Below are 16,077 nucleotides of genomic sequence, written 5' to 3' on the forward strand. Positions count from 1 at the left end.
GCTTTGCAACTGTCGGTGTCGAATGCAAGATTCGGTGCATAGTTCCGTACGCATGCGCCCGCGACGAGAAATATGACACCGCTCATCGGATGACGAAGATGAAACCGCTCGCTGGACGAAACAGTCAGTCGCGAGTCCCTGCTGGTGCGCTACAGAGAGTTCGTGACCGTTCGCATCACTTCCAGCGCCTCTTTCAGCTCAGCCGTACTCGTGGCATACGAAATGCGCGCCTGTCCTTTACCACTCGGCCCGAACGCCTCGCCGGGGACGACGATAACATCGTTGTCCAGCATCTTCTGGGTCCATCCGTCCGGGACGTGGGGCATCGCATAGAACGCTCCCTTCGGCACTGGCGTGTCAAGGCCGATATCCGCTAACCCGTCGAGAAGGACGTTCCGACGCTCCTCGAAGGCTGACACCATCTCTCTCACTGGTTCCTGTGGACCGGTGAGCGCCGCTTCAGCAGCGTACTGTGAGGGGGCACTGGCACACGCCTGTACGTACTGATGCACCCGAAGCATCCGTTCGATTCGCTCTGCACTGGCCGCCACCCAGCCGAGCCGCCAGCCTGTCATCGAGTACGTTTTCGAGCACGCACTGGCCTGAATGACCCTATCAGAGTTAGCGAATTCCGCCGGTGAGTGGTGTTCACCATCGAAGACGATCTTCTCGTAGACCTCATCGGAGAGACAAATGACTTCATGCTCATCCGCGATCCGCGCGAACTCTGCCATATCTCGCTTCGATTGCACTGCACCGGTGGGGTTTGCAGGACTGTTAACAATAAACAGCGACGTGTTATCTGTGATAGCATTCTCGACAGCAGCGGGGTCAAGGGTCAGGTCGTCCCTGAGTTCGACCCGTTTTGGTTCGCCGCCGGCGAGCAACACCAGTTGTTCATAGGCCAGAAACCCGGGGTCAGGGCAGAGTACTTCGTCGCCTGGCTGGACGTGGGCTTCGATTGCGACGTGAATCGCCTCGCTTGCGCCGGCGGTCGCAATGATATTTTCAGCTGGTATGTCCTGCCCATTGTCGGTAGCATAGCGGTCACTGATGGCCTCTCTGAGTTCTGGAATCCCCTTGTTGGACGTGTATGAGTCACCCATCCCGTCCTGAATCGCACTCATCGCTGCCTCCCGAGCGTGTTCTGGAGTTGGGAAATCAGGCTGACCGAGACCTAGATTTATTGCGTCTTCGCCTGCCGCTTCGAAGACTTCTCGGATGCCACTGATATCCATCTCTTCGACGCGTGCTGCGTACTGAGACATCAGTTCATAAGTATAACAGTATTTGATTATAGTCTTTGGGTTGTGCGTGAGTGAGTATAACACCAGCTCTGCCAGACAACATGGCGCACGGTCCCTGAGTTACGGCCACGGCACAAAAGCCATTCAGTCTGCTGTATATGCGGGGTAATCGTAATCCGGAGTGTGGAAGCCCGCAGTGTTCTCGTTACACTTCCACCTGCTCGATATTCTCCGTGCCGTTCTCTGTATACCTGAAGTAATTGTACACGGCGCTGGCCAGGTCACCATTGTCGTCAAACTCAACTGGGCCCGAGACGCCCTGATAATTGATTTCGTTCCCGTCGGCCGCCAGCGAAACGCCTTCGCCCAGATTTTCAGGTCCGACTGCTTCGCCACCGGAGTCTGTAACCGCCCGCATCTGATCGCGGATTGCAGTCCCGTCATCTTCACCGGCCGCCGCGCGTGCCAGCATGAGGACTGCCGCAGCATCGAACGACTGCTGATTGAACGGCCCCGGTGCAGAGTCATACTCGTCTTGATACGCAGATTTGAAGTACTCAATTCCCGGTCCGGCTGAGGATGGGTTGGTCCCGCGGACGTTTGTCATGTCGTGGCCCACGTTCCCGGGCAAGTCATCGGCCCTGAGTCCGTCCGGGACCAGAATATCCATATCCGCTCTGTCGAAGTTCTCGTAGAAGTTCCGGAAGATTTTGTTCCCGCTCTCGGGGTAGCCGATGATCACGAGCGTCTCTGGGTCACCGTCAAGCGTGTTCTGCAACTGTGACGTGTAGGAAGAGCGACCTGCCGAGTACGAGACCTGATTCAGGACCTCACCGCCATACTCCTCCTCAAATGTCTTCGTGAATCCGTTTGATAGGCCGTTCCCGTACGCGTTGTTGAGAAAGAGGATAGCTGCGCTCTCCTTCTCAAGCCGTTCGGCCGCGATCTGTGCCAGCAGTGATCCCTGCAACTTGTCCGTTGGCGGCGTCCGGTACACGAAGTCGTTATCCTCCAGTGAGGAGACATCCGGCGACGTCGCCGATGGTGAGCACATCACCGTCTGATTCGGAATTGCGACGTTCTCTGCGACCTGCAGCGTCACTGATGACGCTAGTCCCCCGCAAATAATCGGATAGCCACCATTCACGAGTGCTTCTGCACCACTCACGCCCCGACTCGGTTTGGTCTCCGTATTCTCAAACTGCGTATCGACTGAGAACCCGTTGTCCGCGTCTCGGACCTGTTTTACAGCTAGTTCTGCTGCATCCCGAATTGCGGGGCCCACTTCGGACAACCCACCCGTTACCCCCATTAGGATGCCCATGCTGATGGTGTTCCCACTACTACCACCGTCTGTCGAACAGCCTGCAAGTCCGACAGCGCCTGCGGCACCAATGCTCTTCATGACAGTTCGACGGCTGACTGTATCGTGCATCGCAACACTCCCCATGACACAATCTTTCGTGATAAACGTTATTATGAACCGTAGCGGTTCCACGCAGCGACGGAGCGAACTCGGAGAGGGCCTGAGTTGGATGCAGAAAACACTCCGGCTGCTGCGCTTACCTCACTTTACTGTCGCTGACCGCGGGCGAGCCCTATTGGACACCGACCACACTGATGTTCAGACCACTCGCATCTGAACTGCCTGTATTTTCTCCACAGTTGCGTCCGTGCCGCGGCAGTGCCGATTCCCGTTCGAACCATACGAACGGCGCCGGGGACAGGGCGTCGTCCGTACCCGCTGGTCCCTACAGCGTACTCCTGCCCCTCATCGGCACGGTTATCGGAGACGCAGATGCTGATTCGAGTGTCACATCGATCGCCAGCGCTGGACCGCCGACACCGAGTGTGAGGCGGATGATTCTCGTACCGGGAGACAGTCCCAGATCCGGAGTCCCGTTGTCACCCCCGTCTATGTAGGCGACCACTCAGATGCCGCTAATATATAAATCAGTTGTACAGTCCGAGAGTTCGAATTATTAGAACGGCGGGCCGGCGACGTCCACTTCGACCGCTCCTACGTAGTTCGATCGTGGAATGCCACCTGTTATTGACTTTTCAGAAACTCCCGCTGTCATTGCAGCGTTGAAGAACGGACATTTCTACCACATATAGGCTCTATTCGTAACGGCATCTGCTAGAAAACTGTAGTTATTCCACAAGGTTGTTCTGTGGGCACAGCTGCTGTTACATCCATATAATTGTAACATTATTTCGACCCCACGACCGATATCTGTTACAGTAGTAACGCTGTAATCCGTCATCGACTGTATCCGAACTTACGAGATGTAGCCTGACCGCCCAGAAGACGAAAAGGCATCCAGAGCGCTTATAACGGGCATCTATACAAAATGTTGTAGTAATAGTGATATAGAATTACAGCTGCAATTCTGGAATATATTTTGTCCCAACTATTAGAACGCTCCTCGTGTGGAACACTGCAGAACACGGACAGTAGAGCGATTGAAAGCAGTGGAAACAGGCACTGTGGCATAATCGACTTACTTGAACGCCACAGTAGGGCCGTTGGGTTCACAGGACCCGAGTATCCGCCTATTCAATCGTGACTACTGCAACGTTGCACCCCAAACTCTATATCTTGGGAGTTACCCACAGTGGGACGTAACGCGACAATGGATAATGACACCCAAATCCACTACCCATGACTGAAACAGGAAAGCGCCTTGTCGAAGAACTGGACGAACAAGGCGTTGAGTACGTTTTCGGATATCCCGGTGGTCGTGCCATCGAGATCCTTGACCACGTCCCGGATGCTGATGTCGAGATGGTCCGACCACGCGATGAGCGCGAAGCCAGCGTCATGGCCGAAATGCACGGGCGACTCACCGGCAACCCCGGGGTCCTCGCGGGGCAAGGCCCCTGGATCGGCAGCCTCGGCGCAATCGGCCAGATGGAGGGAAAGCTCGCTTCGTCACCGATGGTCGTTATCACCGAGGCCAGCGAGCGTGGCGACTATTCCACGCTCGCGCCGTACCAGCAGGCTCGCGGTGATTACGGGGGATTGGACCTTCCGTCTGCGCTCGATGCCTACACCAAGGAAAACTGGTTCCCGCGCTCACCAACGGAGACAGTACGCAGCCTCCAGCTCGCGTTCAAACACGCGACTGCTGGCCGGCCGGGGCCAACGGCAATTATCCTTGATGGCGACGCCGTCACCGAGGAGATGCCCGAAGATCCGATCCCGCCGGTCTGGGACGGCCACGATCAGGTACAAAACTGGGAATCGCGACCGGCCCGCGAGGATGTCAAAACAGCGATTACAGCGTTGAGCGAGGCTGACCGGCCGGTTATCATCGCCGGCAACGGGGTTCACGCCGCCGACGCCTACGACCAGCTTGAAACTGTCGCGGAGGCGACTGATGCCGTCGTCACGACCTCCTATCTCGGCAAGTCGACGTTCCCCGAAACCCACGAGTTGGCTGCGGGTGTTATCGGCTCCTTCGGTCACGAGGGTGCAAATCAGGTCGTCAGTGAAGCGGACGTACTCCTCGTCGTGGGCTGTCGCATGAACCCAATGGACACCAACTGGCAGTCCCCAGAGTTCATCCGGCCCGACGAACAGACCATCATCCACGCAGATATCGACACACGCAACGCCGGCTGGGTTTACCCCGCAGATGTGGCACTCATCGGTGATGCGGCACACAGTCTCGATGACCTGGCGGCGAACCTCCCCGAAAGCGCTGGAAACGACTGGGCGCGTGACCGTGCGGCCGCAGCGCAGGAGTCATTCTATGCTCCCAAATGCGAGTCGGATGCGTCGCCGATCAAGCCACAGCGTGCAGTCAAAGAAATCGAGGCTGTCGTCGATGCGGAAACGATTGTAACCGCCGACTCCGGGAACAACCGGTTCTGGTTACTCAATTACCTTCAGACACCGGGCACCGGGACCTACTACGGGAGTGGTGGCGTCGGCGCGATGGGATGGGCAACACCGGCCGCGGTGTCAGCCGCTATTACGACGGAAAAAGATATCATCGCCGTCGCCGGCGACGGTGGCTTCACGATGACGATGACCAGCGTGGAGACAGCCGTCGAGAACGGCGTCGCGCCCACGTTCGTCGTCCTCAACGACACCAGCCTGGGGATGGTTCGTCAGATGCAACACGAGGAGGGCGACATCGCTGGCGTCGAGTTCCACGACACCGACTTCGTAAAAGCAGCCGAGGCGTTCGGCGCCGAAGCGACGCGGGCAGTGACGCCTGCTGAACTTGCGACTGCACTCGAAGAAGGGACCAGCGCCGATGTCCCCTTCGTTATTGACGTTCGCATCGACCGTGACGAAGAGATGGTCGAGTCCCTCCAGTCATCGTTCTACAAAGAAGTGGGCGGGCTCCACGAATGAGCTCCCAGACACGGTTTAGCAAAGAATATAAATCAACTACGCAACACACATTGATATAACAATGACAGATACGACGGTACTCGTCACTGGCGGAACCGGCTTCCTCGGCTCGTACGTCGTCGAGGATCTCATCGAACACGGACACGACGTCGTTGCCTACGACCTCTCGACGGACGACCACATCCTCTCGAAGCTGGGTGTCGACGACGATGTGACCATCCGGCGTGGGGATGTCTCCGAGGCGACGGACGTGATTCATGCCGTCAAGGAGACGGGGACGACACACATCGTTCACCTCGCGGCACTGCTGACGAACACAGCACGGGACAACCCGCGGGCTGGCCTCGATGTCAATATCAAAGGGACGAACAACGTCTTCGAGGCCGCACGCACTCTTGACGACCAGATCGAGCGTGTCACCTGGGCCTCCAGCGCTGCAGTGTACGCGCCGCCACACAACTACGCCGAGTACGTTGACGAGAACGAACTCGTCTATCCGGATACGCTCTACGGTGCAACCAAGGAGTACAACGAACATCAGGCCCGTGTCTACCACGAGGACTACGGTGTTGACCACGTTGGACTCCGTCCGACAGTCGCGTACGGCCCCTACCGCGAAACCGGTGGGTCGGCGTTCCTCGCAAACATCATCGAGAAGCCAGCACTCGGCGAACCGTTCAGCGTCGAGTACGGCGACCAGGTTATCGACTGGCAACACGCACGCGATATTGCACAGGCGTTCCGGAAGGCAACGTTTGTCGACGAAGACGACCTCAGCCAGCGCATCTACAACGTCCGCGGCGTCCTCGCGACGATCCGTGAAGCCGCCAACGCTGTCCGGGAAATCGTCCCGGACGCCGACCTCGATGTCTCCGACGAGGGCGAACTCCCCTGGACGCAGAATCTCGATATGACCGCTGCGCAGAACGACCTCGGCTACGAGGTCGAGTACGACCTCGAATCTGGGTTCCGGTCCTACATCAACACCCTCCGGGAGGAGAACGGGCTCGAATCGCTCTGATACACCAGTCCTGGCGTCGCTGTGTGACGTGCGTACCGTGGGTGCTTGCGTTTGTCCCGTATCGGCCGGAGTGAACCCAGTGTTTGATTAGGGACCTGCCTGTACGCATACGTGATGTACGAGCGCGACTTCATGGAAGGAACGCGTGGCACCATGGCCGTCGACTGGGAAGAACGGATCGACGTCAAGCGGATGCGACGCGAGCGAAAAGAACGTGCCCTCGACCGACTGCAGGACTCCGAACTGGGGTCGATACTGCTGATCAATGACCCGAATGTCCGGTATGTCACTGGGCTGGCGATGACTGGCGGGAGCGGGGCAGACCACTATACACTCCTGACCGAAGACGGCGATGTGGTCCACTGGGACACCGCAGACCACGCATCGAACCAGCGGTTCAACTGTCCCTGGCTCGACGACATCCGGTATGCCTGTCCGGGACTCGGCAACGTTCCCCGGGCGTCAGGCAGCGCTTCTGCACGCGACTGGCTCAAGGATAAGATGGCGGAGACGGTGTATACGGCCATGGAGGAGTACGGTGTCGATCGGGAGCCGATGGGCATCGACGTGGGGAACGGGACGCTTATCGAGAAGTTCGAAAACCGCGGCGTCGATGTCGACACCAGCGCGGCGACCGATATCATGCTCGACGCGCGGAAGACCAAAACCCGTGACGAGATAGAGTGTCTGCGACAGGTCGCTGCCATCTGTGAGGCAGGCTTCCAGAAGATTACAGAGAGTGCCAGGCCAGGCAAGCGCGAGTCAGAAGTGTGGGGCGATGCGGTCAGCGAACTCTGGGGACACGGCGCAATGGCCCAGGGTGGCTACGTCACCTCCGGCCCGAACACCTGGCCGAAGCATCAGGCGAACACGACCGACCGGATGATTCGACCGAACGACCTCGTGTACGCTGATTTCTACAACATCGGGTATCTGGGCTATCGCTCCTGTTACTACCGGACCTTCAGCATGGGCGAACCGACGCAGGCACAGAAAGACGCCTACGAAAAAGCTCGTGACGACCTCTATGACGTCCTCGAACGGATCGAGCCAGGGGCCACGACCGACGAGATATGCAAGGGCTTCCCCGACAGAGACGGCGAGCATATGGACTGGTACGACGCCGACGAGTTCTGGCAGATGACGACCAACCACTGGGCCCATGGGCTGGGGCTGCAGCTCTACGAAACCCCGCTCATCTGGCGTGGACTCTCGCCGGACCACCCGATCGAGATCGAGGAGGGTATGACGATGGCTGTCGAGACGATGCAACCCGCAGAGCGGCAGGGCGTCCGCGTCGAAGAGATGGTCGTTGTCCGCGAGAACGGCGTTGAGATCCTCAGCGAATGGCCCGTTTCGGAGATCACGCGGATAGACTACTGACTGGCAGGCATCTTGGCCGATTTCACGCATTGTCTGGTCGCTGGCGTGCCACTACCGTTAAGTCGGTCGCGCCGTAACGGGAATTTATGCAACTGGGAACAGGCCTGTTTACCTGTCAGCAGCGCCCGGACGACGACCGCGAAACCAGCGAGATTTACGACGAAATGCTCGAACTGGGAGAAGTTATCGACAACGCGGGGCTCGATAGCGCCTGGGTCTCAGAGCATCACTTCCTCGACGACGACTATCTGTCGGGCGTCACACCGGCGCTCGGGGCGTTAGCTGCAGTCACCGACAACATCGAAATCGGCTCCTGTATCGCACTCGCGCCGCTGTATGATTCAATCCGACTCGCCGAAGATATCGCAACCGTGGACCAGATATCCGGTGGCCGAACGACGCTCGGGATGGCAATCGGGTCCAACGTCTCAGAGTTTGACGCCTTCGGAATTCCCGACGACGAACGGGCAGAACGGCTAGCCGATGCGGTCGACACGCTTCGCGGTGCCTGGTCCGACGGGCCGCTCGACTACGAGCCGGAATTCCACGACATCTCGTCGGACGTCACTGTGACACCGAAACCTGCACACGACGTTCCCCTCATGCTCGGTGGGGCCTCTCGGCCTGCCGTCCGGCGGGCCGCCCGGACCGCTGACGCATGGTGTGCCCCGTCGTCGCTGTCAGTCGATGGCGTCCGGAAGCGCGTCGAAGACATCCGAAACGTCCGTGACGACGAGGATATCGAGGGCGACTTTCAGGTGTATGTCCTCCAGCACGGGTTCATCGGTGACTCCCGCGAAGACGCATGGGCGCAGATGCGCGACGGCTACCTCTACATCCAGCGCCGGTACGAGGAGATATTCTCCGGCGAGACGGTTGCAGAACTCGATGAAGAGCGCAAACAGGAACTCAAAGAACAGGCTATCTTCGGGACACCCGACCAGGTCACGGCGGAACTTGAATCGTACCGCGAGGCACTGGGCGACGACATTCACTTCATCTTCCGGACGTACCACCCCGGAACCGGAACACAGGAGATGGCCGAGTGTATCCGACGCCTCGGAGAAGAGGTGCAGCCGAAGATCAGCTAAGACTGACACGTCGTGTCGGTGACTGTTGAACCGTCAGATGCTGTCTAACCTGGAAGGGCTGAGACACCACGAGCACCAGTGACCCCCTAAGTGTCGACCGTGTGTTTCGGACCCCGTGAACACCAATATTTATTTCCCCAGGTGAAGAACCGAATTGATGAGAATGGACATCGAAGCATTCTTCGAGAACATGCCGTTTGCCGACCTGCTCGATATCGAGATAACCACTGTCGATAACGGGCACGCCGAAGGCCATATCGAGATGCGGGAAGAACTGTCGTGGAACGAAGAGCAGATAATGGCCCACGGCGGCGTTACGTTCACGCTCGCGGACACCGTTGGTGGGGCCGCTCTGGTGTCGCTCGTCGACCAGCCGGTGCCGACCATCGATATGCGAATCGATTACCTCGAAGCCGGGACAGGGGACCTCCGAGCGGAAGCGGATGTGGTTCGTCACGGTGGTGATGTTGGCGTCGTCAGTGTCGAAGTGTACGCCGAAGACGATACACAGGTCGCGGATGCACGCGGCGTCTACAAGACGGGGTAGCTCGACTGCAGCAACTGAACAGCTTCTGGACATCGTCATAGCCACTAATCCCAATGTCAGATTCACTCACAGCACTCGACGAGGTACGGTACGAACCGAGCGAGACGTTCGTGACCGAGAGCAACGTCTACGCGTTCATGCAAAAGCACGGCATCGCGGACTTCGAAGAACTCCACAGGCGGACGGTCACCGATATCGACGGTGAACCGGCATCCGGACTGGACTGGTTCTGGGATGAGATAGTCGACTATCTCGACCTAGAGTTTTACGAGGCGTACGAGCAGGTCCGCGATGACACAGACGGCCCGCAGTTCACGGACTGGTACGTCGGCGGGGAACTCAACATCGCCCACAACGTCGTTGACCGTCATGCAGCCCCCGACGCTGCGAACCGAAATACAATCGCGACACTCTGGGAAGGTGAGGATGGGACAGTCCGTGAGATAACCTACCACGAGCTCCACCAGCAGGCCAATCGCGTTGCCAATGCACTCGAAGCGCGCGGTATCGGACCCGGTGACGCCGTCGGGCTGTATATGCCGATGGTCCCGGAAATCGTTCCGTTGCTGTATGGCTGTTTCAAAGTCGGTGCGATTGCCGTCCCTATTTTCTCTGGCTTCGGGGTCGACGCGACAGCAACCCGCATCGAAGACGCCGAGTGTTCGGTCCTGTTCACCGGCGATGGCTTCTACCGCCGGGGCAGCGAAATCGACCTGAAATCGGCCGCCGACGAGGCTATCGAAGCGGCCGGCCACGTCGAACACACCATTGTCTATAATCGGCTTGGTTCTACGGAGTCTGGGCTCTCGTGGGACTCAGACCGTGACGAATGGTGGACAGACGCAGTCGGGTCCCAATCTGATGAGTACGAGACCCAGTCGCTCCCCGCCGACCACGAGTCGATGCTGCTGTACTCATCCGGGACAACAGGCAAACCGAAGGGTATCGTCCACACACACGCTGGCGGGCTCGTCCAACCGGCGAAAGAAATCTTCTTTTCGTTCGACCACAAGCCCGCAGACCGGTTTTTCTGGGTCTCGGACATCGGCTGGATGATGGGGCCGTGGACGCTGATCGGCAATCACGCCCACGGTGGCACCGTCTTCATGTATGAGGGGGCCCCCGACTATCCCGAGCCGGACCGGTTCTGGGAAATGATCGACACCCACAATCTGTCGGTGTTTGGGATTTCACCGACAGCGATCCGTTCGCTACAGAAACACGGCGACGAGTGGCTGGAGGGCCACGACCTTTCGACGTTGCGCCTGCTGGGTTCGACTGGTGAGCCGTGGGACCCAGATTCCTGGGAGTGGTTTCTGGAGAACGTCGGCGACGGCACGACACCAATTATGAACATCTCCGGCGGAACGGAGATCTTCGGCTGTTTCCTTCAGCCGACGCCGCTGCATTCGCTGAAGCCGGGGACGCTTGGTGGCCCGGCGCTCGGCATGGACATCGACGTTGTCGATGCACAGGGGGAATCCGTTGCCGAAGACAACGAGAAGGGGTATCTGGTCTGTCAATCGTCAGCGCCGTCGATGACAAAGTCGCTGTGGAGTGGTGACGAGCGGTATCTTGCGGAGTACTGGTCGCGGTTCGGCGATATGTGGGACCACGGTGACTGGGCACAGAAAGACGAAGACGGGTTCTGGTTCTTGCACGGTCGTTCGGACGATGTCCTCAACGTCGCCGGTCGGAAGGTCGGCCCGGCCGAGGTCGAGAGCGCACTCATCGAACACGATGCGGTCAACGCCGCTGTTGCCATCGGTGCGGACGACGAAACGAAGGGGACCGCGGTTGTCACATACGTCATCCTCAACGAGGGGGTCGAGGAGTCAGCGGACCTTCGCGAGGCGCTGCGCGCGCAAGTCGGGAGAGCGCTTGGCAAGCCGTTCCGTCCGCGTGAAGTCCGCTTCGTCGATGAATTTCCGGAGACCCAGTCGGGAAAAATTGTACGGCGAATCATTCAGAATGTCTACGAGGGCGCAGAACTAGGGGACCTCTCAAGTATCGAGAACCCCGACGCGATCGACGAAATCGACAACGCGCGGTGAAATACTTCCCTGTCTGTTTGTGACTGTTTGCGGACACAGACAATACAAGCACACAATCAGCCGCACGACGACACTACTTGAATCACGGCCGAGGACAGAACCGCTGCCGGAGTCTACGTAAAGCTCACACCGACATCGTGCATATCCTCGTTGTATCGAGCGATATTGATGAGCAAGGGCGTCAGACTCTCGACCTCCGTAGCGTTCGATAGCGGCCCAGCAGGGATAGGCCGGACACCTGCGAGGTCAGCAGTTAGCGCCACGACTCGCTCGCTGATCGTCGGGTCGTCCGCGACCACCAGCGTATCTACATCGAGCGTGGCCTCTAGATCTGCCAGCCGGTCCGCTGCAAGGTTGTGGAACGCGCCGGCCACTGGAACAGATTCAGGGGCTCGCTCCGCGACAAACTCAGTAACGCTCCCTGTCGACGGTGGTCGGTAGTGAAGTCCATCCCCATCGCCGTTCATTCCGACGGCGGGGCTAATGAGCAGTTGGTCTGAGAGCACGTCATCTTCTGCCAGTGCTTCAACTGTATCGCCGACGTGGTGTGGCGGAATAGCCAGGATAACCACGTCTGCACCGGCCGCAGCGCTACTGTTGTCTGTCCCGTTGATTCCAGTCTCGACGCCGTGCTCGGACAGTCGTTCTTCGTACGTGCTCGCTCGCTCGGTGGCTTTCGCAGCGTCCCGCGAGCCGATCGTAATCGTGTGGTCCGTGTCCGAGGCAAACCGCATTGCGAGCCCCTCACCGATGTCACCAGTACCGCCCAGTATTGCTAACTCCATGCGCTTGCATAACGCCCCTTGAAACAAGAAGGTTTGTCCTGCCACACGGATCGCTACCGACCGTACGTTGCTGCCATCACGTCAAAACCGGGCACGCCAGCAATAGAAGTACCGTCCAGTATCAACTGCGGTGGTTATTCGACCCAGACCGTCTTTTTGTTGACGAACTCTTTGATTCCCATCTCCGAGAGTTCACGGCCGTAGCCGGCGTCCTTGATGCCGCCGAACGGGACTCGCGGGTCGGATTTGGTCATCTCGTTGATGTAGACACAGCCCGCGGAAATATCTCGTGCCAGCCGCTGGCCGCGTTCTCGGTCCGCTGTCCAGAGGCTTGCACCAAGGCCAAACCGGGTGTCGTTTGCGACTGCGATTGCTTCCTCCGCATCGGCAACCTCGTAGACGGTCGCCACTGGTCCGAACGTCTCCTCTGTGTCGGCAGGGCATCCTGAAGGGACATCAGTCAGTACTGTCGGTGGGTAGAACGCGCCGGTCCGGTCAAGCGGCTCGCCCCCGGTCAACAGCGTTGCTCCGGCGTCGACGCTGGCCTGTACCTGGTCGTGGAGTTCGGCCATGAGGTCAGGGTCGGCCTGTGGACCGACATCAGTTTCGTCGGACATCGGGTCGCCGACAGTGAGGTCTTCGAAGGCAGCGACGAGTCGATCAACGTACTCATCGTAGACGTCTGTGTGAACAATAAAGCGCTTGGCGGCGATACACGATTGGCCACCGTTCAGCGTCCGTGCTTGCACCCCAGTTTCGAGGGCCGCATCGAGGTCTGCGTCGTCAAGGACGATAAACGGGTCAGACCCACCGAGTTCCAGTACGGTCTTTTTCAGGTGTTTGCCGGCGGTTTCGGCGACGGCACGGCCAGCAGGGCCACTTCCGGTCAACGTCGCCGCACGGACACGGTCGTCTGCGAGGATGCCGTCAACGTTACTGGAGCCAACCATCAGCGTCTGGAACGCGCCGTCAGGATAGCCGGCTTCAGCAAACACTTCCTCAAGTGCGAGCGCACAGCCGGGGACGTTTGAGGCGTGTTTGAGGAGGCCAACGTTGCCGGCAGTGAGATAGGGTGCAGCAAAGCGAATGACCTGCCAGAAGGGGTAGTTCCAGGGCATCACTGCAAGCACTGGTCCGAGCGGGTCATGGACTGTCTTTACCTCTGTCCCCGGTGGACTGGGGTGGTGCTCCTCGGAGAGATACTTGTGTGCGTATTCGGCGTAATGGTCACACGCCCAGGCACACTTTTCGACTTCAGCGACGGCTTGCGTGATTGGTTTCCCCATCTCCCGGGTCATCAGTTCAGCGTACCGCTGTTTGTTCTCTCGTAGAACCTCACCGGCGTTTACCAGCAATTGCTCGCGCTTGCGCAATGGGACCTCACGCCAGTCCTCGAACGTCGACGTGGCACGGTCCAGTTTCCGTTCGACTGCCTCGTCGTCATCAGGGTCGTACACGTTTAGCCGCTCGCCCGTAGCTGGGTTGACTGCATCCATATCAGTTTAATATTCAGCGTCATGCATACATTAATCTTTAGTGACCCAAATATTCTGACAGGCAACAACGTTAGCTTTTATACTCATAGGTCAGAAACGTGTTGATGATGTACAAGCATGTAGCCCTGTTAGTCAGACAGGACGATATGTCTCACGAGGAGTTCGTTGATTACTGGCAGGCCAATCACACGCCGATTGCAAAGGACATCGAGGGCGTGGTTCGCTATCAACAAGTCCTGCCAACAGAACCAGCACACGCCGAGTTTGACGGATTGGCGGAACTGTACTTCGAGACGCTTGAGGACCTGCACGAGGCACTGGGTAGCCCCGGCTCCCGGGACTATGACCCCACCAAGGAGATCGCCGCAAAGGCCCGCGAGGACGTGAACAACTTCCTCGCTGTCGAGGAACGACCGCGTATTATCGGCGAAGAGATCGTCCAGAAAGACGAGGTCGACGGCGACACTGACGGTCTCTACAAGCACTCGGCGTTTCTCGTCCGACAGGACGACATGACCCATGAGGAGTTCGTCGACTACTGGCAGACCAACCATACGCCGATTGCCCGCGAAATCGAGGGCGTCGTCAAGTACAACACGGTCATCCCAACAGACCCCGAGAACGCCGAGTTCGACGGTGTCGCCGAACTCTATTTCGACGACATTGAGAAGCTATACGACGCTCTCGGTAGCGAAGGCTTACGGGACTACGCACCGGACAGAGGCAAAGCGAAAGCGGCCCGCGAGGACGTGAATAACTTCCTGGCTATCGACGAGCGGCCCCGGTTTATCGGACAGGAACAGCTCGTCAAGGACGAGGGGTAGTATGCCCGATTACGAGGAGCAGGTCACGCAGGCGTTCCCGGAACTCGATTACATCTCATCGGACGACCTTCGTAGCAAAGTCGTCGAAGCGTGGACACTCGCGCTCGACCGAGGCGGCTGGCGCGACATTATGGACATTCCCTATGCGTGGAATATCCACGAGGTAACCAACGTCAGGCACGTCCGCGGTGTCACCAAAATTGCGCGGGAATCCGCTATCGAACAGCAGGAGTTCCACGGAGCCGACCCCGATATCGACGTCATCGTCGCGGCGACATTACTCCACGATGTCGGAAAGTGCTATGAGTACGTTGACTTTGTCGAGGACGAGAAGCTACTCGACCCAGACCCAAGATACGCAACCGAAGAGATCCCACACTCCCTGTCGGGCTATGCGCTTGCTCACGAAGTCGGCTGTCCGCTGGCGGTCCAGCGAGCGATTCCGCACTTTATCGGCGAGATTCCGACGCGGACACTGGAGGCCGAACTCGTCAAGAGTGCAAACTCCGCGTCCTCGAACGCGATTACGCAGTCAACGATGGGTATCACATTGCAGGAATGGGTTGATGAGTACTCCCAGACGTAGTCACTGCCGCAAGCGATAACGCCCCGCGAAAGAATCGGTCGGCGGAGTTAGTCCCTCGTAGCCCACCGATAGTAACTGCGTAATCCAACGCATCGTTGTCACCCGGTAGCTTCGAGGTTGGCAGTACTGAAGACACTACGCCGGGGTTCCCCTACTCGTATTTTGCGATCAGCAGCTTATCTCTACCTGCTTAGCAGCAATTTACACCTAAACGCACGGAAAGTATTTTCACCGAATGATATCCATTGGTATAAATATCTCTACAACAGGTCGACCCATTCATACCTGTCTAAAAGACAATTAAAATTATTTTTAATGCGCGTACCTGGGGAGAATACAACTCTTTGGACCAGATATGCACATACAACGGGTGTGCTGTAACTCAGGTGCTAAACTCAATGTACGATTTGATGCTATCCGATGAGCGCTTGCGTAGTATTCAATATTCTCTCCCCACGAGCGAGGACAAGAGTTTGTTTCATAATGTGAAATTATTCGGACAACCGCCAGAAGTAGCTAGCAAGGCGGAATCACTTCCTAAATGAACTCTCATAGCTGAGAGCTGTTAAGATAGCACCGCTGCTTTGTTTCGTAATGCGACATCTGCGGAGTGTTCAGATAACAGGCGTACAGGTATTATTAGAGTGGTCTCCATCTCTCACCAGACGCACAAG

Annotated in this window: 12 protein-coding genes; 8 read left to right on the top strand and 4 right to left on the bottom strand. The window is 58.0% G+C overall.

Annotated elements, in window-relative coordinates; genetic code table 11:
* Window positions 1–149: 149 nt before the first annotated feature.
* Both RR_RS20600 and RR_RS20605 read right to left on the bottom strand, forming a co-directional pair.
* Entirely contained in the window at window positions 150–1,268 is a 1,119-nt protein-coding gene (locus RR_RS20600) for a pyridoxal phosphate-dependent aminotransferase (RefSeq protein ID WP_011224949.1), read from the bottom strand.
* 184 nt (window positions 1,269–1,452) lie between these two features.
* Entirely contained in the window at window positions 1,453–2,652 is a 1,200-nt protein-coding gene (locus tag RR_RS20605; RefSeq protein WP_049939249.1) for an ABC transporter substrate-binding protein, read from the bottom strand.
* Window positions 2,653–3,912: 1,260 nt separating this feature from the next.
* Here RR_RS20605 and RR_RS20610 point away from each other — a divergent pair.
* The 6 genes from RR_RS20610 (at window position 3,913) to RR_RS20635 (ending at window position 11,712) form a co-directional block, all read left to right on the top strand.
* Window positions 3,913–5,616 carry a thiamine pyrophosphate-binding protein gene (locus tag RR_RS20610; protein ID WP_007188559.1) on the top strand — a complete coding sequence of 568 codons (1,704 nt, stop codon included), beginning with the start codon at window positions 3,913–3,915 and terminating at the stop codon, window positions 5,614–5,616.
* Between the two features lie 61 nt (window positions 5,617–5,677).
* Window positions 5,678–6,637 (top strand): NAD-dependent epimerase/dehydratase family protein, encoded by a 960-nt coding sequence (locus tag RR_RS20615; RefSeq protein ID WP_011224946.1) that lies wholly within the window; start codon window positions 5,678–5,680, stop codon window positions 6,635–6,637.
* 114 nt (window positions 6,638–6,751) lie between these two features.
* Entirely contained in the window at window positions 6,752–8,020 is a 1,269-nt protein-coding gene (locus RR_RS20620) for a M24 family metallopeptidase (RefSeq protein WP_011224945.1), read from the top strand.
* A gap of 86 nt (window positions 8,021–8,106) precedes the next feature.
* Window positions 8,107–9,111: an LLM class flavin-dependent oxidoreductase gene (locus tag RR_RS20625; RefSeq protein WP_011224944.1), complete on the top strand. Its 1,005-nt coding sequence runs from the start codon at window positions 8,107–8,109 to the stop codon at window positions 9,109–9,111.
* Between the two features lie 163 nt (window positions 9,112–9,274).
* A complete protein-coding gene (locus RR_RS20630) occupies window positions 9,275–9,658 on the top strand; it encodes a PaaI family thioesterase (RefSeq protein WP_007188563.1) in 384 nt (127 codons plus the stop codon).
* 53 nt (window positions 9,659–9,711) lie between these two features.
* Window positions 9,712–11,712, top strand: coding sequence for an AMP-binding protein (locus RR_RS20635; RefSeq protein ID WP_011224942.1), 2,001 nt, complete (start codon window positions 9,712–9,714; stop codon window positions 11,710–11,712).
* Between the two features lie 113 nt (window positions 11,713–11,825).
* Here RR_RS20635 and npdG read toward each other — a convergent pair whose 3' ends face one another.
* Both npdG and RR_RS20645 read right to left on the bottom strand, forming a co-directional pair.
* Window positions 11,826–12,497 (bottom strand): NADPH-dependent F420 reductase, encoded by a 672-nt coding sequence (gene npdG / locus RR_RS20640; RefSeq protein ID WP_011224941.1) that lies wholly within the window; start codon window positions 12,495–12,497, stop codon window positions 11,826–11,828.
* Window positions 12,498–12,631: 134 nt separating this feature from the next.
* On the bottom strand, window positions 12,632–13,993 hold the full coding sequence (locus RR_RS20645) for an NAD-dependent succinate-semialdehyde dehydrogenase (protein ID WP_011224940.1): 1,362 nt from the start codon (window positions 13,991–13,993) through the stop codon (window positions 12,632–12,634).
* 104 nt (window positions 13,994–14,097) lie between these two features.
* On the opposite strand from RR_RS20645, the gene RR_RS20650 reads away from it, so the two are divergent.
* Window positions 14,098–14,817 (top strand): EthD family reductase, encoded by a 720-nt coding sequence (locus tag RR_RS20650; protein ID WP_011224939.1) that lies wholly within the window; start codon window positions 14,098–14,100, stop codon window positions 14,815–14,817.
* 1 nt (window position 14,818) lies between these two features.
* On the top strand, window positions 14,819–15,403 hold the full coding sequence (locus RR_RS20655; RefSeq protein WP_011224938.1) for an HD domain-containing protein: 585 nt from the start codon (window positions 14,819–14,821) through the stop codon (window positions 15,401–15,403).
* Window positions 15,404–16,077 lie beyond the last annotated feature (674 nt).

The organism is Haloarcula marismortui ATCC 43049, assembly GCF_000011085.1.
In the GTDB taxonomy this organism is placed as follows: Archaea; Halobacteriota; Halobacteria; order Halobacteriales; family Haloarculaceae; genus Haloarcula; species Haloarcula marismortui.